Here is a 15,783-nt window from a genome sequence, read left to right on the forward strand (position 1 = left end):
CCCCATCGCCATTATGGAAGATTCCAGTAAACCGTCCCCCAATTGGTTTGAGCGCCTGCTGAACCGCTTCACCCACGAGCCGGAAGACCGCGAGGAGCTGAAAGCGCAGCTGCACGCCGCCTTCGAACGCAACCTGCTGGACGCTGAGGCGCTGGCGATGATCGAAGGCGTGCTGTCGTTCTCCGAGCGCACCGTGCGCGAGATCATGGTGCAGCGCAGCCAGATGGATGTCATCAGCCTGGGCGACCCGATCGAGAACCTGCTGCCGCGGGTGATCGAACTGGGGCATTCGCGCTTCCCGGTGATCGGTGACGACAAGGACGACGTGCAGGGCATCCTGCTGAGCAAGGATTTGCTGCGCTACTTCCTGGCACCGCAGGAGTTCAATCTCCGCGCCATGCTGCGGCCGGTGGTGTTCGTGCCGGAAAGCAAGCGTGTGGACAGCCTGCTGCGCGAATTCCGCGCCACCAAGACGCATATGGCGATTGCGGTGGATGAATACGGCGGCGTGTCCGGCCTGGTCACCATCGAGGACGTGCTGGAAGAAATCGTCGGCGACATCGACGACGAGCACGACCTGATCGAATCGGAAGAAGACATCGTGCCTGTGCGTGGCGGCCGCTTCCGCGTGCTGGCCACCACCACGGTAGAAGACTTCAACGACTTCTTCGAATGCGCGCTGCCAGACGACGAGGTGGACACCATCGGCGGTCTGGTCACTGCCAACCTGGGCTACGTGCCGGTGCGCGGTGAAGGGCTGCAGCTGGACGGCTGGCACTTCACCGTGATTCGCGCCGACAGCCGCCGCCTGCAGGCGCTGCTGGTCGAACGCCGCGGCCAACCCCAGGACTAAGTATGCTGCAACAACTCGCCTGGCTGCTGCTGACGCTGCTCAGCGGTGCCGCCACGGTGCTGGCCTACGCGCCGTACCGGCTGTTCTTCCTGATGCCGCTGTGCATGGCCGTGCTGCTGTGGCTGGTGCAACGTTGGCCGCAACGCGCGTTTAGCACCGCCTGGCTGTGGGGCCTCACCGCCTACTGCGGCCAGTTCTACTGGATCTACATCAGCCTGCACGACATCGCCGGCATGCCGGCGCCGCTAGCCGGTGGCATGACGCTGCTGTTGCCGGCCTATCTGGCACTGTATCCGGCGCTGGCCTGCCACCTCAGCGTGCGCATGCACAGCCAGCCGCTGGTGCGCTGGCTGCTGTTTCCCGCCGCCTGGACACTGAGCGAGTGGCTGCGCAGCTGGATGCTGACCGGCTTTCCCTGGGGCGCCGCCGGCTACAGCCAGATCACCGAAAGCCCACTGGCCGGCTATGCCCCGCTGGGCGGCATCCACTTGGTAACATTTGCCGTCGCGCTTAGCGCCGCGCTGCTGATGCTGCTATGGCAGCTGCCACGCCGCGGCCAACTTGCCGCCGCGCTGCTGCTGGTCGCCGTGTGGGTCGGCGGTAACCAGTTCAAACAGCAACAGTGGACGCAGAACAGCGGCGCCCCGCTGCGGGTGGCCCTGCTGCAAGGCAATATCCCGCAGTCGCTGAAGTGGGACCCGGCCACCTTCGAATTCACGCTCGCCACCTACTACCGCATGCTGGTGCAGGCGCCGCCGGCACAGCTGCTGCTACTGCCGGAAACGGCGCTGCCGGTGTTTCTGGAAGACATGCCTTCCGGCTACCTCACCATGATCAATGCTGCGGCGGGCCTGAAAAACAGCGCGCTGGTCACCGGCCTGCCGCGGCGCACGCCGGATGGCCGCGGTTACCTCAACGCGGTGGTGGCGCTGAACCAGCCGGGGCAGCCGTATTACGCCAAGAACCACCTGGTACCGTTTGGTGAGTTCATCCCGCTGCCGACGCTGACCAGCTGGATCTACCAGTTCATGAATATGCCGCTGTCCGGCTTTACCCCCGGGGGCGACCGCCAGCCGCCGCTGGCCATCGCCGGGCAGCGCATTGCCTTTAACGTGTGCTACGAAGATGGTTTCGGCGAGGAGCTGATCGGCCCGGCCGCCGACGCCACTATGCTGGCCAACGTCAGCAATCTGGCCTGGTTCGGCAAGAGCAATGCCATGAGCCAGCACCTGCAACTGTCACAGGCACGGGCGCTGGAAACCGGCCGCCCGATGCTGCGTAGCACCAATACCGGCATGACCGCCGTAATCGATCATCACGGCGAAGTGGTCGCCGTGGCCGCACCGGATACCCGCCAGACCCTGGCCGCCAGCGTGCAGGGGCGCAGTGGCCTGACACCGTACATGTACTACGGCAACCGCCCGGTGCTGCTCGGCTGCGGCACCCTGCTGCTGCTGGGCATTGGCCTCGGTTTGTGGCAACGGCGACAGCAACGCCAGGCGCTGGAAAGCTGATTGCCCGGCGATATGAAAAAGCCCGGCTTGCGCCGGGCTTTTTTTGCGTGCTGAGCTGCCTTACACCTGGAAGCGCGACACCATGCCGCGCAGGCGCTCAGTCAGCTGGTTCAGCTCGCCGATCGCGCTGGAAGCCTTGCCCGATGCCTCGGCATTGTTGGCCGCACCCAGCGCAATATGCTCGACATTGCGGGTGATTTCCTCGCTGGCATTGCCCTGCTCGGCCAGCGCCTGCGAAATCTCCCGCACCACGCCGACCACCCCATTGGCGCTGTCACGGATGTGGCGGATCGCTTCCCCGCCCTGCTCGGCCAGGGTCAGACCCGATTTCACCCGGCTGACCGCTTCCTCCATATTACTGCGCGACTCCTCGGAGCCGTGCTGGATGTCGCGGATCATCTCAGCGATTTCCTGCGTCGCGCCGGCAGTACGCTCCGACAGTTTGCGCACCTCGTCCGCCACCACGGCAAAACCGCGCCCGGTTTCACCGGCGCGTGCTGCCTCGATTGCCGCATTCAGCGCCAGCAAATTGGTCTGGTCGGCAATATCCTTGATTACCTGCATGATGCTGGAAATGGTCTGCGTCTTGCTGACCAGGTCGCCAATGGTCAGCGCCGCATGATCGACAGCCTCGTTGATGCGCTGCATTTCCACTACCGCGCTGGCGATAACCTCGCCGCCCTGATCCGACAGCTGGCCGGAGTTGGCCGACACTTCGCGTGCATGGTCGGCCAGCTCGGCAATCTGCTTGATGCTGGCTGTAAGCTGTTCGATGGAAGCAGCCATCGCGGTGGCGGCATGGCTTTGCTGGTCGGAGCTTGCGGCCACGGCACCGGCGCTGCCGGAAATATCACCGGCCATGCCAGACAACGTGCGACTGCTGTTGGCAATGCCACCCACCAGTTCGCGCAGGTGTTGCTGCATGTCGGCCACCGCGGCCAACAGGCTGTGGTCATCGCCACTAATCACCGGCACCGGCACATGCAGGTCGCCCTCGGCGATGCGATGCACCACCTCGCGCGTCAGCGCCGGCTCTGCGCCCAGCTGCTGCATCACGCTGCGCCGCAGCCAGATACCGACGCCAATCACCACCGCGATCGCCGCCAGCACCTCCAGCGCCAACAATAGCGCCTGCTCCATGAAGGCCGCCTGCACGTCGTCAAGATAAATACCAGTCCCGACCACCCAGCCCCACTTGGCCGATGTCGCCAAGTAGGACACTTTCGGTTGCGGGCTGCTGAAACCCGGCTTGTCCCACACATAGCTCGCCATGCCCTTGCCGCCACCGGCGCTCAGCGCTGTCTGGAACAAAGGCTTCAACGGATTGCCGGTCGGATCCTTGATGGTTTCCAGATTCTTACCGACCATTGCCTGCTTGGCGCCATGCACCACCCAGTTCCACGCCGGATCGAAGGCAAAAAAGTATTCCGTACCATCGTAGCGGGCGGCATTCAGCACCGCTGCCGCCTGCTGCTTGGCGTCGGCCTCGCTGAGTTGACCACTGGCCGCGCGCTCCTCGTAGTTCTTGATCACGGTGAGCGCCACTTCCACCAGGTTGCGCACCTTGGCCTCGCGGTCCTGCAGCATCACGCTACGCTCGTGCAGCAGCGACAAGCCGCCTACCACGCACAAAATCACCGCCACCAGCATCACCTGCAACTGCAAACGTCGCTTCAGGGTCCAGCCATTGCTTTGCTTCATCGACAATCTCCCGTGTAGCTTTTTGTGTAGTTTGTTCACTACGGAACAATTCAGTGCAGATCAATTTAAGACGGATGCAGTTATCTGTCACCGTATCTGACAATGAAAAAACCGACCACTATCGGTAGAAGATCGCGGATCAAGGGTAATCCCCAGTCTGTAGACAGTGAATTTCACTATGTGCAATACAATGAAATCGAGCGGATACACGGCCAACGTTGGCCGCAAATGCCATAGTCGATGTATTGCATGCTGAGACTAGACGTCGGCCAACTAGTACCGGGGTGTGGCAAGCACAAAGCGGATTAGGTCGTCGGCATGCAGTACGCAGCGGCTCCACGCAGGCATACAAGCCATGTGCGAGCGACAAGTGAAGCGGCATGCGCACTGGATAGTGATTGATGCGCGATGCGCATTGCTGCGCCATACGTAATGCGCGCTGCAAGCGACTGCCGCTTGGCGCTTCCCAGCCGTCTGCACAATGCCTGCCGGCATTCAGCCGTAGCCGCTCGTTAGCGACGACAACCCGCTGCCCCCCCCACGCCGGGATCACGGCCAACAACCAGCAACTACCGTGAACGTGCGCGGCCGCTGGGAAGCAAAACTTACACGGCTTAACGCGCCGTAAACATCGCACATTCACAGCAGCAGCACGCCGGAAATGAAAAAAGCCAGCGCAAGCGCTGGCTTTTTCTAGAATCGACTGCGATTACTCGGCAGCTTCTTCAGCAACTACTTCACCTTCTGCACGGTCAACCAATTCAACCAGTGCCATCGGAGCGTTGTCGCCCTGACGGAAACCGTATTTCAGGATGCGAACATAGCCGCCGTTACGGGCTGCGAAGCGCGGCCCCAGAACGTCGAACAGTTTCACCACGATTTCACGGTCACGGGTGCGGTCGAAAGCCAGACGACGGTTAGCCAGCGACGGCTTCTTACCCAGGGTAATCAGCGGTTCGGCAACACGGCGCAGTTCTTTGGCCTTCGGCAGAGTAGTCACGATTGCTTCGTGACGCAGCAGCGAGTTAGCCATGTTACGAAGCATGGCCAGACGGTGGCTACTGGTACGGTTCAGTTTACGATTGCTATTACGATGACGCATTGTAGTGTCCTTTTATCCCGGCTTAGGGCTTTTCGAGACCAGCCGGTGGCCAGTTTTCGAGTTTCATGCCCAAGGTCAGGCCTTTAGAAGCGAGAACTTCCTTGATCTCATTCAACGACTTACGACCAAGGTTCGGAGTCTTCAGCAGCTCGGTTTCCGTACGCTGAATCAGATCACCGATGTAGTAGATGTTCTCGGCCTTCAGACAGTTGGCGGAACGTACCGTAAGTTCGAGATCGTCTACCGGGCGCAGCAGGATCGGATCGATCGGCGGTGCCTTTTCAACGACTTCCTCAACTGCGGTGCCTTGCAGGTCTGCAAAGATCGACAGCTGATCAACCAGAATGCGGGCAGCCAAGCGGACTGCTTCTTCCGGCTCAATCACACCATTGGTCTCGATATCGAGAACCAGACGATCCAGGTCGGTACGCTGCTCTACACGGGCGCTTTCAACATTAAAGCTGACACGACGCACCGGGGAGAAGGAGGCATCAAGCTGGATGGTACCGATCGCACGGTTATCATCATGATTGATACGGGCCGCTACCGGCTGATAGCCACGACCTTTCTCTACCTTGATTTCCATGTCGATCTTGCCACCAGCAGCCAAATGACCGATAACGTGATCCGGATTGATCACTTCAACGTCATGCGGCAGCTCGATGTCACCGGCCAGAACAGCGCCTTCACCGTCCTTTTTCAAGGACAGGATCAGGCTGTCACGACCATGCAGTTTAAGCACTACGCCCTTCAGGTTCAGGAGGATGTCAACAACATCCTCCCGTACACCGTCAAGAGCGGAATACTCATGCAAAACGCCAGCGATGGTTACTTCGGTCGGGGCGTAGCCCGGCATCGAAGAGAGCAGAATGCGGCGCAGCGCATTGCCCAGGGTATGGGCATAGCCACGCTCAAACGGCTCCATCGACACACGTGCATGTGTAGCCGATACCGGCTGCACATCGATCAGACGCGGTTTCAGAAATTCCGAAGCGCTGTTTTGCATAGTCATTCCTTAAGAGCTAGCGATTACTTGGAGTAGAATTCCACAACGAGCTGTTCGTTGATATCGCTAGACAACTCGGAACGCTCCGGAACAGTCTTGAATACGCCTTCCATTTTCTTTGAGTCAACTGCGACCCAAGCCGGGAAGCCGATCTGTTCGGCCAGAGCCAGACCTTCTTGAATACGAACCTGCTTCTTGGCCTTCTCACGAACAGCAACCACGTCGCCAGATTTGACCTGGTAAGACGGGATGTTCACTACAACGCCATTTACAGTGATCGCCTTGTGGCTTACCAGCTGGCGTGCTTCTGCGCGAGTAGAACCGAAACCCATGCGATAAACAACGTTATCCAGACGGGATTCCAGAATCTGCAGCAGGTTTTCACCAGTGGAGCCTTGACGACGGGCAGCTTCCGCGAAGTACTTACGGAACTGACGTTCCATAATGCCGTACATGCGGCGAACTTTCTGCTTTTCACGCAGCTGAATACCGAAGCCGGACAGGCGGGTATTCTTCGCGCCGTGCTGACCTGGAGCGGTATCCAGTTTGCACTTGGAGTCCAGTGCACGACGTGCGCTCTTCAGGAAGAGATCAGTCCCTTCGCGACGAGCCAGTTTACATTTAGGGCCAGTGTAACGTGCCATTTCTCAGACTCTCCAGATTAGATACGGCGTTTCTTGGGAGGACGGCAGCCGTTGTGCGGAACTGGCGTCACGTCGGAGATGCTGGTCACTTTGAAACCCAGCGCGTTGAGCGCGCGTACAGAGGATTCGCGGCCAGGGCCCGGACCCTTGATACGTACTTCCAGGTTTTTTACACCGTATTCTTGGGCAACTTTACCAGCGTGCTCTGCCGCTACTTGAGCAGCAAAGGGTGTACTTTTACGCGAGCCTTTGAAGCCAGCACCGCCGGAGGTAGCCCAAGACAAAGCATTCCCTTGACGATCGGTGATGGTAATAATGGTGTTATTGAAGGAAGCGTGCACGTGCACGATGCCATCGCTAACAGACTTGCGTACTTTTTTGCGTACACGACCAGCTGTGTTTGCTTTAGCCATTATCTAAGTTCCTTGAATTACTTCTTACCAGCAATAGGCTTACGCGGGCCTTTGCGGGTACGTGCATTGGTACGGGTGCGCTGACCACGGCACGGCAGACCACGACGATGACGGAAACCGCGGTAGCAGCCCATGTCCATCAGTCGTTTGATGCTCATCGTGATTTCACGGCGCAGGTCACCTTCAACAGTGAACTTAGCCACTTCAACACGCAGAGCTTCCATCTCGGCTTCAGTCAGATCTTTAACCTTGCTTGCCGGATTGATACCGGAAGCAGCACAAATGTGCTTGGCGCGGGTCTGGCCGATGCCATAGATTGCCTGCAGGCCGATAACGGCATGCGCATGATTGGGGATGTTTACCCCTGCAATACGGGCCATTCTCTTTCCTTAAGCGTTAAGCTTGAAAAGGTTGCGATTCTAGCACAACAAAAGCCAAGACAACAAATGTTAGCCTTGCTTTTGCTTGTGACGCGGATCAGTACAAATCACTCGTACAACACGGTTGCGACGAATGATTTTGCAGTTACGGCAAATTTTCTTTACCGAAGGTTGTACACGCATTTCAGTTCCTTTCTATCTGAAAGAGCGAGTGCGATTACTTCGCACGGAACACGATACGGGCACGAGACAGGTCATAGGGGGTCATCTCCACTGTAACCTTGTCACCCGGAAGAATGCGGATGTAATGCATACGCATTTTGCCGGAGATATGCCCGAGCACAACGTGTCCATTCTCGAGCTTCACCCGGAAGGTTGCGTTAGGCAACGTTTCCAGGACTTCACCCTGCATCTGGATGGTATCTTCTTTCGCCATTTGCTCAGTTACCGTTTACCTTAGCGACTTACGCCACTCTTGAAGTTCGCTTTCTTCAATAGGCCTTCGTACTGATGGGAAAGAACATACGACTGTACTTGCGCCATGAAGTCCATGGTTACCACTACCATGATCAACAGCGAGGTCCCGCCAAAGTAAAATGGCACGTTCCAGTTCAGGATCAGGAACTCTGGCATCAAGCAAACAAGTGTGATGTAGATCGCACCAATCAGCGTGAGGCGAAGGATGATCTTCTCGATGTAACGCGAAGTCTGTTCGCCAGGACGAATACCGGGAATAAACGCCCCGCTTTTCTTCAGGTTGTCTGCAGTCTCTTTGGGGTTGAAAACCAAAGCGGTGTAGAAGTAACAGAAGAAAATGATTGCCGCAGCGTACAGCAACACATAAACCGGTTGACCAGGATGAAGCTTGTCAGCGACAGACTTCATGAACCCCAGACCCTCGGTATTACCAAACCAACCCAGTACGGTTGCCGGGAACAGGATGATACTTGAGGCAAAGATAGGAGGGATAACACCTGCCATATTGAGCTTGAGCGGCATATGCGTACTCTGGCCCTGCATGACACGATTACCTACCTGACGCTTCGCATAGTTCACCAGAACCTTACGTTGCCCACGCTCAACAAACACCACGAGATAGGTCACTGCAATCACTGCCACAAACAGCAGGATCACCAGCAGGATTGGCAGCGAACCTTGACTGGTAAGAGTCAGGGTCTTGCCGACTGCCGCCGGCACACCGGCAGCAATACCTGCACAGATAATCAGCGAGATGCCATTGCCCAGACCACGCTCGGTAATCTGCTCACCCAGCCACATGAGGAACATGGTGCCAGTAACCAGACTCACCACTGTCGTTACATAAAACTCGAACTGCGGAACGACAACGAGGTTGGGTTGCTTGAACAACATCACAGCTATGCCAAAGCTCTGGAATGAAGCCAGAGCCAAGGTTGCATAGCGTGTGTACTGAGTGATTTTGCGACGCCCAGCATCACCCTCCTTCTTCAACTGCTTCAGCGTTGGAACAATCTCCGAAGCAAGTTGAAGAACGATGGAGGCAGAGATGTACGGCATAATGCCCAGGGCAAATACCGTAAATCGCTGAAGGGCCCCACCCGAAAACATGTTGAACATGTCGAGCAGGCCCGTTTGTGACGTCTGGAACAACTTCGCTAGTGCCGCCGGATCAATACCGGGAACCGGAACATGCGCACCAATGCGGTAAACGATCAATGCGCCAAGCAGAAACAAGATTCGGCGCTTCAAATCACCAAATTTGTCACCGTTTCCAACTAGAGAAGTATTCGCCACGGACTGAGCCTTATTCTACGAAGCTACCACCAGCAGCTTCGATTGCAGCCTTGGCACCAGCGGTAGCAGCAACGCCACGCAGGGTGAAAGCGCGATCTACACCGCCGGACAGAATCAGCTTGGCACCTAGCGACTGGGCAGGAACCAGACCAGCCTGCTTCAGAGTTAGCAGATCCACCTCCACAACCGGCAGCAATGCCAGTTCGGACAGACGAACCTCGGCAACGTTGCCAGCAGTCAGCGACTTGAAGCCACGCTTCGGCAGGCGGCGCTGCAACGGCATTTGACCGCCTTCAAAGCCGACCTTGTGGAAACCACCGGCACGGCTCTTCTGACCTTTGTGGCCACGGCCACAAGTCTTACCCAGGCCACTACCAATGCCGCGGCCTACACGGCGCTTGGCATGCTTGGAGCCGGCACCAGGCTTAATGGTATTCAGCAACATTTCTCAGCCCTCGAATTTAACCAGATAGCTGATCTTGTTGATCATGCCACGGTTAGCCGGAGTGTCGATTACTTCAACAGTCTGGTTCAGCTTCTTCAGGCCCAGGCCGCGCGCGCACGCACGGTGGGACTCAATGCGACCAATCAGACTCTTAACCAGCGTTACTTTGATGGTTTTGGTATCACTCATGATCAGCCCCCAGGATCTGCTCAACGGTCAGACCACGCTTGGCAGCGATCTGCGACGGAGTGCAGATCTTGCTCAGGCCATCCAGGGTTGCACGAACCACGTTGTACGGGTTGGTGGAGCCATGAATTTTGGCAGATACGTTGTGAACGCCCAGTGCTTCAAACACGGCGCGCATCGGACCACCAGCTTTAACGCCAGCACCTTCCTTAGCGGGCTGCATGAATACGGTAGTGGCACCATGGGTACCAACTACTGCATGATGCAGAGTGCCGTTTTTCAGCGGAACTTTGAACATGTTGCGGCGGGCCTGCTCCATACCTTTTTGTACGGCAGCCGGCACTTCCTTGGAACGGCCCTTACCCATGCCGATACCACCATCCCCATCACCGACAACAGTCAGAGCCGAGAAGGCCATGATGCGACCACCCTTCACCACTTTGGTGACACGGTTTACGCCGATCATTTTCTCGATCAGACCATCGCCACGATCTTCGATCTCGTGCTTAGCCATTCTTAACTCCGATTAGAATACAAGACCGTTTTCACGGGCTGCGTCAGCCAAGGCCTTGATACGACCATGGTATTTGAAGCCGGAACGGTCAAAGGCAACCTGGCTAACACCGGCAGCCTTGGCTTTTTCGGCGATAGCCTTGCCAACAACAACTGCAGCGGCGGTGTTGCCACCGTTGGTCACTTGGGAGCGCAGGCCTGCCTCCAGGCTGGAAGCACTCGCCAGGACGCGGCTGCCAGTTTCATCGATGACCTGAGCGTAGATGTGGCCATTAGTGCGGTGAACGCACAGACGAGCCATCTTGAGCTCCGCAATACGAGCACGGGTTTTGCGTGCACGACGGAGTCGAGTCTGTTTCTTGTCCATTTCAGTGCCTCAATTACTTCTTCTTGGTCTCTTTCAGAACCACAACTTCATCCGCGTAACGAACGCCCTTGCCTTTGTACGGCTCAGGAGAACGGTATGCACGAATTTCAGCTGCGACCTGGCCAACTTGCTGCTTGTCAGCGCCTTTGATCAGGATCTCGGTCTGAGTCGGAGTTTCACACTTCACGCCAGCCGGCATTTGATGCACAACCGGATGAGAGAAACCAAGCGACAGGTTCAGCGCATCACCCTGTGCCTGAGCACGGTAACCAACGCCAACCAGTTGCAGTTTCTTTTCGAAGCCTTTGCTAACACCAGTCACCATGTTGTTCAGCAACGCACGCAGCGTACCGGACATGGAGCGAGCGAACTTGCTGTCGTTCTTGGCGGCAAACTCCAGCTGGTTATCCACCAGCTTGACTTCTACTTCGCTAGACAGCGCGGTAGTCAGGGCACCCAGCGCACCTTTAACGGTAACGTCAGCCACACCAAACTTTACTTCAACGCCTGCCGGAATGACTACGGGGTTTTTAGCTACGCGAGACATATCAACCCTCCGATTAAGCCACTACGCACAGCAGCTCGCCGCCGATACCGGCTGCACGTGCTTTGCGATCAGTCATAACGCCGCTGGAGGTCGAAACGATAGCCACACCCAGACCGTTCATTACTTTAGGGATCTCGGTAGAACCCTTGTAAACGCGCAGGCCAGGACGGGATACACGTTCGATACGCTCGATAACCGGGCGGCCAACGTAGTACTTCAGCTCAACTTCAAGAACCGGCTTCTTTTCTTCGCCAGTTACGGCAAAGCTCTCGATGTAGCCTTCATCCTTCAGGACCTGAGCGATAGCCACTTTCAGCTTCGACGACGGCATAGCGACGGAAACTTTATTGGCGCGCTGGCCGTTGCGGATGCGAGTCAGCATATCGGAGATAGGATCTTGCATACTCATTCTGTATCTCCTATTACCAGCTGGCTTTAACTACGCCCGGGATTTCGCCTTTCATAGCGATTTCACGGAGCTTGTTACGAGCCAGACCGAATTTGCGGAACACGCCACGCGGACGACCGGTCAGGGCGCAACGACGACGCTGGCGAACCGGGCTAGCATTGCGCGGCAGCTGCTGCAGCTTGAGGCGTGCAGCAAAGCGTTCTTCGTCGGACAAATTCGAATTGTTGATGATGGCGAGAAGTTCTTCACGCTTGGCAGCGTACTTAGCCACGAGCTTCGCGCGCTTCTCTTCGCGATTGATCAGTGCAAGAGTTGCCATGTGCTTAGCCCTTAAACGGGAATTTGAACGCAGCCAGCAGAGCGCGGGCTTCTTCGTCAGTCTTCGCGGTAGTGGTAATGGTAATGTTCATACCACGCAGAGCATCGATCTTGTCGTACTCAATTTCCGGGAAGATGATCTGTTCTTTGACGCCCATATTGTAGTTGCCGCGGCCGTCGAAAGACTTGCCGGACACACCACGGAAGTCACGCACGCGCGGCAGCGCGATAGTAACCAGGCGATCCAGGAACTCATACATGCGTTCACGACGCAGGGTAACCTTGCAGCCAACCGGGTAGTGATCACGAATTTTGAAGCCAGCGATGGACTTACGGGCAGTGGTCACAACCGGCTTTTGACCTGCGATCTTTTCCAGGTCGCCAGCGGCGTGATCCATTACCTTCTTGTCGGCAACAGCTTCACCAACACCCATGTTCAGAGTGATCTTTTCGATGCGCGGCACTTCCATTACGGACTTATAGCCGAACTGCTTGATCAGCTCAGGAACAACGGTGCTTTTGTAGAAATCATACAAACGTGCCATTTTTGCTCCTTACGCGCCGACGATTTCGCCGGTGGACTTGAAGATGCGCACTTTCTTGCCATCTTCGAGCACCTTGAAGCCAACGCGGTCAGCTTTCTGGGTAGCTGCATTGAAGATTGCAACATTGGACACGTCCAACGGCATGGTCTTCTCAACGATGCCACCAGCGATACCACGCACCGGGTTCGGCTTCTGATGTTTCTTGGCGATATTCACGCCTTCAACTACCAGCTTACCTTCAAGAACACGCAGGACAGCGCCACGCTTGCCTTTATCTTTGCCGGTGATTACGACTACTTCGTCGCCTTTACGAATCTTACGCACTGGTTCTCTCCTTACAGCACTTCAGGAGCGAGCGATACGATCTTCATGAAGCGCTCGGTACGCAGTTCACGCGTAACGGGCCCGAAGATACGTGTACCGATCGGCTCAAGCTTGTTGTTGAGCAGAACTGCGGCGTTGTTGTCAAATTTGATCAGGGAGCCGTCCGGACGACGAACACCCTTAGCAGTGCGCACAACAACAGCGTTGTACACATCGCCTTTTTTGACACGACCACGCGGTGCTGCATCCTTGATGCTCACCTTGATGATGTCACCCACGCCGGCATAGCGACGCTTGGAGCCGCCCAACACCTTGATGCACATTACGGAACGCGCACCAGTGTTGTCTGCAACATCCAAAATGGACTGCATTTGAATCATGTGATTACCTTTCTATCCAACTTAATTCCGCCTCTTTCCCTCCCAAAGATGAAGGAAACGCCGCAAAAAATTGCGGCGTGTCTAGCGGCCAGTCTTGGACCCCGTCAGGGATGATTTCGAGGGAACCCTCGAAAACAACCATTATACAGAGGGGAGAACCCCTCTGCAAGCCTTACACTTGACGAGCTTTCTCGACAAGTGCAGTTACTGCCCAAGCCTTGGTTTTAGAAACCGGACGAGTTTCGCTGATAACTACTACATCACCAACGTTGTACTCGTTGTTTTCGTCATGGGCATGGAACTTCTTGGAGCGACGAATAACCTTGCCGTAGATCGGGTGCTTAACCTTGCGCTCGACCAGGACGGTTACAGTCTTGTCCATCTTGTCGCTGACAACTTTACCAGTCAGCGTACGAACAACTTTAGTTTCGCTCATCTTATGCAGCCTTCTCTTTCAGAACGGTGCGAACACGCGCGATGTCACGACGCACACGCTTGAGCTCACTGGTCTTGGCCAGCTGCTGGGTTGCGTGCTGCATGCGCAGCGCGAATTGAGCCTTCAGCAGACCGAGCAGCTCGGCCTTCAGCTCATCAACGCTCTTGGCTTTCAGTTCAGTCGCTTTCATTACTGACCCACCTGTTTAGTCACAAACACCGTCGGAATCGGCAGCTTGGCAGCAGCCAGACGGAAGGCTTCACGAGCAAGCTCTTCAGCCACGCCATCCATTTCGTACAACATCTTGCCCGGCTGGATCTCGGCTACGTAGAACTCCGGAGAACCTTTACCCCCACCCATACGAACTTCGGCTGGTTTGGAAGTAATCGGCTTATCCGGGAATACACGAATCCAGATACGACCACCACGCTTGATGTGACGAGTCATCGCACGACGAGCAGCTTCGATTTGGCGCGCAGTCAGACGACCACGACCGATGGCCTTCAGGCCAAAATCACCAAAGCTCACCTTGTTGCCACGAGTGGCCAGGCCAGTGTTACGGCCTTTGTGCTGTTTGCGGTATTTGAGTCTAGTTGGCTGCAGCATTTCGAGCTCCTGCCTTACGCGGTTTCTTCTCAGGTGCTACCGGCGCAGCCTGAATCTGACCAGGCTTAACGTCACCCTTGTACACCCATACCTTGATACCGATCACACCGTAAGTGGTGTGAGCTTCGGAGGTAGCGTAGTCCACATCTGCACGCAGAGTGTGCAGCGGAACACGGCCTTCACGGTACCATTCGCTACGTGCGATATCGATACCATTCAGACGACCGGAGCTCATGATCTTGATACCCTGGGCACCCATACGCATGGCGTTCTGCATGGAACGCTTCATGGCGCGACGGAACATCACACGCTTCTCCAGCTGGGAAGCGATACCATCGGCAATGATTTGCGCATCGATTTCCGGCTTGCGGATTTCTTCGATGTTCACGTGAACCGGCACGCCCATGCGAGCTTGCAGTTCTTTCTTCAGAACTTCGATATCCTCGCCTTTTTTACCAATCACCACACCCGGACGGGCGCTGTGAATGGTGATACGGGCGGACTTAGCCGGGCGCTCGATCACTACGCGGCCAACGGCGGCGTGAGACAGTTTCTTCTTCAGAAACTCGCGCACTTCGATGTCTTGCTTCAGCTGGCCGGCAAAATCCTGCGAGTTTGCGAACCACTTGGAAGCCCAGTTTTTGGTTACTGCAAGACGGAAACCCGTCGGATGAATCTTCTGACCCATAGCTTGCCCCTTAGTTGCCCACGCTCAGCGTGATGTGGCAGGTCTGCTTTTCGATGCGGTTACCGCGACCTTTAGCACGAGCGGTAAAGCGCTTCAGGCTCGGACCCTTGTCCACGTAGATGCTGGTCACTTTCAGCGTATCGATATCCGCGCCTTCGTTGTGCTCAGCGTTGGCAATTGCGGATTCCAGTACCTTCTTGATGAGTGCAGCACCCTTCTTCGGGCTGAAGGTCAGAATGTTCAGTGCCTGACCAACGGACTGACCGCGGATCAGATCTGCAACCAAGCGGCATTTTTGTGCCGAAAGGCGTGCATTGTTCAGTTGTGCAGAAACTTTCATCGCATCACCTTATTTCTTCTTGGCCTTCTTGTCAGCCGCATGGCCTTTGAAGGTACGAGTCAGCGAAAACTCACCGAGCTTGTGACCAACCATGTTCTCGGAAACGTACACCGGAACGTGGGTACGGCCGTTATGAACAGCGATAGTCAGACCAATGAAGTCCGGCAGGATGGTGGAGCGGCGAGACCAGGTCTTGATCGGGCGCTTGTCGTTTGTTGCACGCACCGCATCCACTTTCTTCAGCAGGTGGAGATCAACAAACGGGCCTTTTTTAAGCGAACGTGCCATAACTC

Annotated in this window: 27 protein-coding genes; 2 read left to right on the forward strand and 25 right to left on the reverse strand. The window is 56.4% G+C overall.

The window, feature by feature from the left end; all coding sequences use genetic code 11:
- The first annotated feature begins 13 nt into the window (after positions 1 to 13).
- Positions 14 to 853: an HlyC/CorC family transporter gene (locus ABNW52_RS10230; protein ID WP_349587218.1), complete on the forward strand. Its 840-nt coding sequence runs from the start codon at positions 14 to 16 to the stop codon at positions 851 to 853.
- Between the two features lie 2 nt (positions 854 to 855).
- Positions 856 to 2,367: an apolipoprotein N-acyltransferase gene (gene lnt, locus ABNW52_RS10235; protein ID WP_349587220.1), complete on the forward strand. Its 1,512-nt coding sequence runs from the start codon at positions 856 to 858 to the stop codon at positions 2,365 to 2,367.
- 60 nt (positions 2,368 to 2,427) lie between these two features.
- Here lnt and ABNW52_RS10240 read toward each other — a convergent pair whose 3' ends face one another.
- From ABNW52_RS10240 to rpsS, 25 genes are all read right to left on the reverse strand, one after another.
- On the reverse strand, positions 2,428 to 4,068 hold the full coding sequence (locus ABNW52_RS10240) for a methyl-accepting chemotaxis protein (protein ID WP_349587222.1): 1,641 nt from the start codon (positions 4,066 to 4,068) through the stop codon (positions 2,428 to 2,430).
- Positions 4,069 to 4,777: 709 nt separating this feature from the next.
- Positions 4,778 to 5,170, reverse strand: coding sequence for a 50S ribosomal protein L17 (gene rplQ, locus ABNW52_RS10245; RefSeq protein WP_174873625.1), 393 nt, complete (start codon positions 5,168 to 5,170; stop codon positions 4,778 to 4,780).
- A gap of 22 nt (positions 5,171 to 5,192) precedes the next feature.
- Complete coding sequence (locus tag ABNW52_RS10250) at positions 5,193 to 6,176, reverse strand: DNA-directed RNA polymerase subunit alpha (RefSeq protein WP_174873624.1); 984 nt, start codon at positions 6,174 to 6,176, stop codon at positions 5,193 to 5,195.
- Between the two features lie 23 nt (positions 6,177 to 6,199).
- The gene (gene rpsD / locus ABNW52_RS10255) at positions 6,200 to 6,820 is read right to left on the reverse strand and encodes a 30S ribosomal protein S4 (RefSeq protein ID WP_174873623.1); all 621 of its coding nucleotides are present in this window, start codon (positions 6,818 to 6,820) and stop codon (positions 6,200 to 6,202) included.
- 17 nt (positions 6,821 to 6,837) lie between these two features.
- Positions 6,838 to 7,233, reverse strand: coding sequence for a 30S ribosomal protein S11 (rpsK, locus tag ABNW52_RS10260; RefSeq protein ID WP_088965543.1), 396 nt, complete (start codon positions 7,231 to 7,233; stop codon positions 6,838 to 6,840).
- Positions 7,234 to 7,250: 17 nt separating this feature from the next.
- Positions 7,251 to 7,613, reverse strand: a complete 363-nt coding sequence (rpsM, locus tag ABNW52_RS10265; RefSeq protein WP_349587227.1) for a 30S ribosomal protein S13 — start codon at positions 7,611 to 7,613, stop codon at positions 7,251 to 7,253.
- A gap of 69 nt (positions 7,614 to 7,682) precedes the next feature.
- Complete coding sequence (rpmJ, locus tag ABNW52_RS10270) at positions 7,683 to 7,796, reverse strand: 50S ribosomal protein L36 (RefSeq protein ID WP_011137711.1); 114 nt, start codon at positions 7,794 to 7,796, stop codon at positions 7,683 to 7,685.
- A gap of 34 nt (positions 7,797 to 7,830) precedes the next feature.
- Entirely contained in the window at positions 7,831 to 8,049 is a 219-nt protein-coding gene (gene infA, locus ABNW52_RS10275; RefSeq protein WP_144372263.1) for a translation initiation factor IF-1, read from the reverse strand.
- A 20-nt stretch (positions 8,050 to 8,069) separates the two neighbouring features.
- Positions 8,070 to 9,386, reverse strand: coding sequence for a preprotein translocase subunit SecY (secY, locus tag ABNW52_RS10280; protein WP_349587232.1), 1,317 nt, complete (start codon positions 9,384 to 9,386; stop codon positions 8,070 to 8,072).
- Between the two features lie 10 nt (positions 9,387 to 9,396).
- Complete coding sequence (gene rplO / locus ABNW52_RS10285; RefSeq protein ID WP_349587235.1) at positions 9,397 to 9,831, reverse strand: 50S ribosomal protein L15; 435 nt, start codon at positions 9,829 to 9,831, stop codon at positions 9,397 to 9,399.
- Positions 9,832 to 9,834: 3 nt separating this feature from the next.
- The gene (gene rpmD, locus ABNW52_RS10290; protein WP_088965548.1) at positions 9,835 to 10,020 is read right to left on the reverse strand and encodes a 50S ribosomal protein L30; all 186 of its coding nucleotides are present in this window, start codon (positions 10,018 to 10,020) and stop codon (positions 9,835 to 9,837) included.
- Positions 10,013 to 10,531 carry a 30S ribosomal protein S5 gene (gene rpsE, locus ABNW52_RS10295; protein ID WP_349587237.1) on the reverse strand — a complete coding sequence of 173 codons (519 nt, stop codon included), beginning with the start codon at positions 10,529 to 10,531 and terminating at the stop codon, positions 10,013 to 10,015. The genes rpmD and rpsE overlap by 8 nt, the downstream gene beginning before the upstream one ends.
- Before the next feature lie 12 nt (positions 10,532 to 10,543).
- The gene (rplR, locus tag ABNW52_RS10300) at positions 10,544 to 10,897 is read right to left on the reverse strand and encodes a 50S ribosomal protein L18 (RefSeq protein WP_349587239.1); all 354 of its coding nucleotides are present in this window, start codon (positions 10,895 to 10,897) and stop codon (positions 10,544 to 10,546) included.
- 13 nt (positions 10,898 to 10,910) lie between these two features.
- The gene (rplF, locus tag ABNW52_RS10305) at positions 10,911 to 11,444 is read right to left on the reverse strand and encodes a 50S ribosomal protein L6 (protein WP_349587241.1); all 534 of its coding nucleotides are present in this window, start codon (positions 11,442 to 11,444) and stop codon (positions 10,911 to 10,913) included.
- A 13-nt stretch (positions 11,445 to 11,457) separates the two neighbouring features.
- A complete protein-coding gene (rpsH, locus tag ABNW52_RS10310) occupies positions 11,458 to 11,853 on the reverse strand; it encodes a 30S ribosomal protein S8 (protein ID WP_174873615.1) in 396 nt (131 codons plus the stop codon).
- A gap of 13 nt (positions 11,854 to 11,866) precedes the next feature.
- The gene (gene rpsN, locus ABNW52_RS10315) at positions 11,867 to 12,172 is read right to left on the reverse strand and encodes a 30S ribosomal protein S14 (protein WP_088965553.1); all 306 of its coding nucleotides are present in this window, start codon (positions 12,170 to 12,172) and stop codon (positions 11,867 to 11,869) included.
- Positions 12,173 to 12,176: 4 nt separating this feature from the next.
- On the reverse strand, positions 12,177 to 12,716 hold the full coding sequence (rplE, locus tag ABNW52_RS10320; protein WP_174873614.1) for a 50S ribosomal protein L5: 540 nt from the start codon (positions 12,714 to 12,716) through the stop codon (positions 12,177 to 12,179).
- 9 nt (positions 12,717 to 12,725) lie between these two features.
- On the reverse strand, positions 12,726 to 13,040 hold the full coding sequence (gene rplX, locus ABNW52_RS10325) for a 50S ribosomal protein L24 (protein WP_349587246.1): 315 nt from the start codon (positions 13,038 to 13,040) through the stop codon (positions 12,726 to 12,728).
- 11 nt (positions 13,041 to 13,051) lie between these two features.
- Positions 13,052 to 13,420 (reverse strand): 50S ribosomal protein L14, encoded by a 369-nt coding sequence (rplN, locus tag ABNW52_RS10330; RefSeq protein ID WP_174873612.1) that lies wholly within the window; start codon positions 13,418 to 13,420, stop codon positions 13,052 to 13,054.
- A 172-nt stretch (positions 13,421 to 13,592) separates the two neighbouring features.
- Positions 13,593 to 13,856, reverse strand: coding sequence for a 30S ribosomal protein S17 (rpsQ, locus tag ABNW52_RS10335; protein ID WP_174873611.1), 264 nt, complete (start codon positions 13,854 to 13,856; stop codon positions 13,593 to 13,595).
- 1 nt (position 13,857) lies between these two features.
- Complete coding sequence (gene rpmC / locus ABNW52_RS10340; RefSeq protein ID WP_174873610.1) at positions 13,858 to 14,046, reverse strand: 50S ribosomal protein L29; 189 nt, start codon at positions 14,044 to 14,046, stop codon at positions 13,858 to 13,860.
- A complete protein-coding gene (gene rplP / locus ABNW52_RS10345; protein WP_349587251.1) occupies positions 14,046 to 14,462 on the reverse strand; it encodes a 50S ribosomal protein L16 in 417 nt (138 codons plus the stop codon). Before rplP ends, rpmC begins: the two co-directional genes overlap by 1 nt.
- On the reverse strand, positions 14,446 to 15,150 hold the full coding sequence (gene rpsC / locus ABNW52_RS10350) for a 30S ribosomal protein S3 (protein ID WP_349587254.1): 705 nt from the start codon (positions 15,148 to 15,150) through the stop codon (positions 14,446 to 14,448). The genes rplP and rpsC overlap by 17 nt, the downstream gene beginning before the upstream one ends.
- 10 nt (positions 15,151 to 15,160) lie before the next feature.
- Complete coding sequence (rplV, locus tag ABNW52_RS10355) at positions 15,161 to 15,490, reverse strand: 50S ribosomal protein L22 (protein WP_017507371.1); 330 nt, start codon at positions 15,488 to 15,490, stop codon at positions 15,161 to 15,163.
- A gap of 9 nt (positions 15,491 to 15,499) precedes the next feature.
- Complete coding sequence (gene rpsS / locus ABNW52_RS10360) at positions 15,500 to 15,778, reverse strand: 30S ribosomal protein S19 (protein WP_017507372.1); 279 nt, start codon at positions 15,776 to 15,778, stop codon at positions 15,500 to 15,502.
- Between the last annotated feature and the right edge of the window lie 5 nt (positions 15,779 to 15,783).

Origin of the sequence: Vogesella oryzagri, from assembly GCF_040148885.1 — a bacterium.
Lineage (GTDB): Bacteria > Pseudomonadota > Gammaproteobacteria > Burkholderiales > Chromobacteriaceae > Vogesella > Vogesella oryzagri.

Excerpts from the sequence above, each read along its gene's own strand:
- ABNW52_RS10230 (WP_349587218.1), top strand. The coding sequence starts at position 14 with ATGGAAGATTCCAGTAAACCGTCCCCCAATTGGTTTGAGCGCCTGCTG.
- lnt (WP_349587220.1), top strand. The coding sequence starts at position 856 with ATGCTGCAACAACTCGCCTGGCTGCTGCTGACGCTGCTCAGCGGTGCC.
- ABNW52_RS10240 (WP_349587222.1), bottom strand. The coding sequence starts at position 4,068 with ATGAAGCAAAGCAATGGCTGGACCCTGAAGCGACGTTTGCAGTTGCAG.
- rplQ (WP_174873625.1), bottom strand. The coding sequence starts at position 5,170 with ATGCGTCATCGTAATAGCAATCGTAAACTGAACCGTACCAGTAGCCAC.
- ABNW52_RS10250 (WP_174873624.1), bottom strand. The coding sequence starts at position 6,176 with ATGCAAAACAGCGCTTCGGAATTTCTGAAACCGCGTCTGATCGATGTG.
- rpsD (WP_174873623.1), bottom strand. The coding sequence starts at position 6,820 with ATGGCACGTTACACTGGCCCTAAATGTAAACTGGCTCGTCGCGAAGGG.
- rpsK (WP_088965543.1), bottom strand. The coding sequence starts at position 7,233 with ATGGCTAAAGCAAACACAGCTGGTCGTGTACGCAAAAAAGTACGCAAG.
- rpsM (WP_349587227.1), bottom strand. The coding sequence starts at position 7,613 with ATGGCCCGTATTGCAGGGGTAAACATCCCCAATCATGCGCATGCCGTT.
- rpmJ (WP_011137711.1), bottom strand. The coding sequence starts at position 7,796 with ATGCGTGTACAACCTTCGGTAAAGAAAATTTGCCGTAACTGCAAAATC.
- infA (WP_144372263.1), bottom strand. The coding sequence starts at position 8,049 with ATGGCGAAAGAAGATACCATCCAGATGCAGGGTGAAGTCCTGGAAACG.
- rplO (WP_349587235.1), bottom strand. The coding sequence starts at position 9,831 with ATGTTGCTGAATACCATTAAGCCTGGTGCCGGCTCCAAGCATGCCAAG.
- rpmD (WP_088965548.1), bottom strand. The coding sequence starts at position 10,020 with ATGAGTGATACCAAAACCATCAAAGTAACGCTGGTTAAGAGTCTGATT.
- rpsE (WP_349587237.1), bottom strand. The coding sequence starts at position 10,531 with ATGGCTAAGCACGAGATCGAAGATCGTGGCGATGGTCTGATCGAGAAA.
- rplR (WP_349587239.1), bottom strand. The coding sequence starts at position 10,897 with ATGGACAAGAAACAGACTCGACTCCGTCGTGCACGCAAAACCCGTGCT.
- rplF (WP_349587241.1), bottom strand. The coding sequence starts at position 11,444 with ATGTCTCGCGTAGCTAAAAACCCCGTAGTCATTCCGGCAGGCGTTGAA.
- rpsH (WP_174873615.1), bottom strand. The coding sequence starts at position 11,853 with ATGAGTATGCAAGATCCTATCTCCGATATGCTGACTCGCATCCGCAAC.
- rpsN (WP_088965553.1), bottom strand. The coding sequence starts at position 12,172 with ATGGCAACTCTTGCACTGATCAATCGCGAAGAGAAGCGCGCGAAGCTC.
- rplE (WP_174873614.1), bottom strand. The coding sequence starts at position 12,716 with ATGGCACGTTTGTATGATTTCTACAAAAGCACCGTTGTTCCTGAGCTG.
- rplN (WP_174873612.1), bottom strand. The coding sequence starts at position 13,420 with ATGATTCAAATGCAGTCCATTTTGGATGTTGCAGACAACACTGGTGCG.
- rpsQ (WP_174873611.1), bottom strand. The coding sequence starts at position 13,856 with ATGAGCGAAACTAAAGTTGTTCGTACGCTGACTGGTAAAGTTGTCAGC.
- rpmC (WP_174873610.1), bottom strand. The coding sequence starts at position 14,046 with ATGAAAGCGACTGAACTGAAAGCCAAGAGCGTTGATGAGCTGAAGGCC.
- rplP (WP_349587251.1), bottom strand. The coding sequence starts at position 14,462 with ATGCTGCAGCCAACTAGACTCAAATACCGCAAACAGCACAAAGGCCGT.
- rpsC (WP_349587254.1), bottom strand. The coding sequence starts at position 15,150 with ATGGGTCAGAAGATTCATCCGACGGGTTTCCGTCTTGCAGTAACCAAA.
- rplV (WP_017507371.1), bottom strand. The coding sequence starts at position 15,490 with ATGAAAGTTTCTGCACAACTGAACAATGCACGCCTTTCGGCACAAAAA.
- rpsS (WP_017507372.1), bottom strand. The coding sequence starts at position 15,778 with ATGGCACGTTCGCTTAAAAAAGGCCCGTTTGTTGATCTCCACCTGCTG.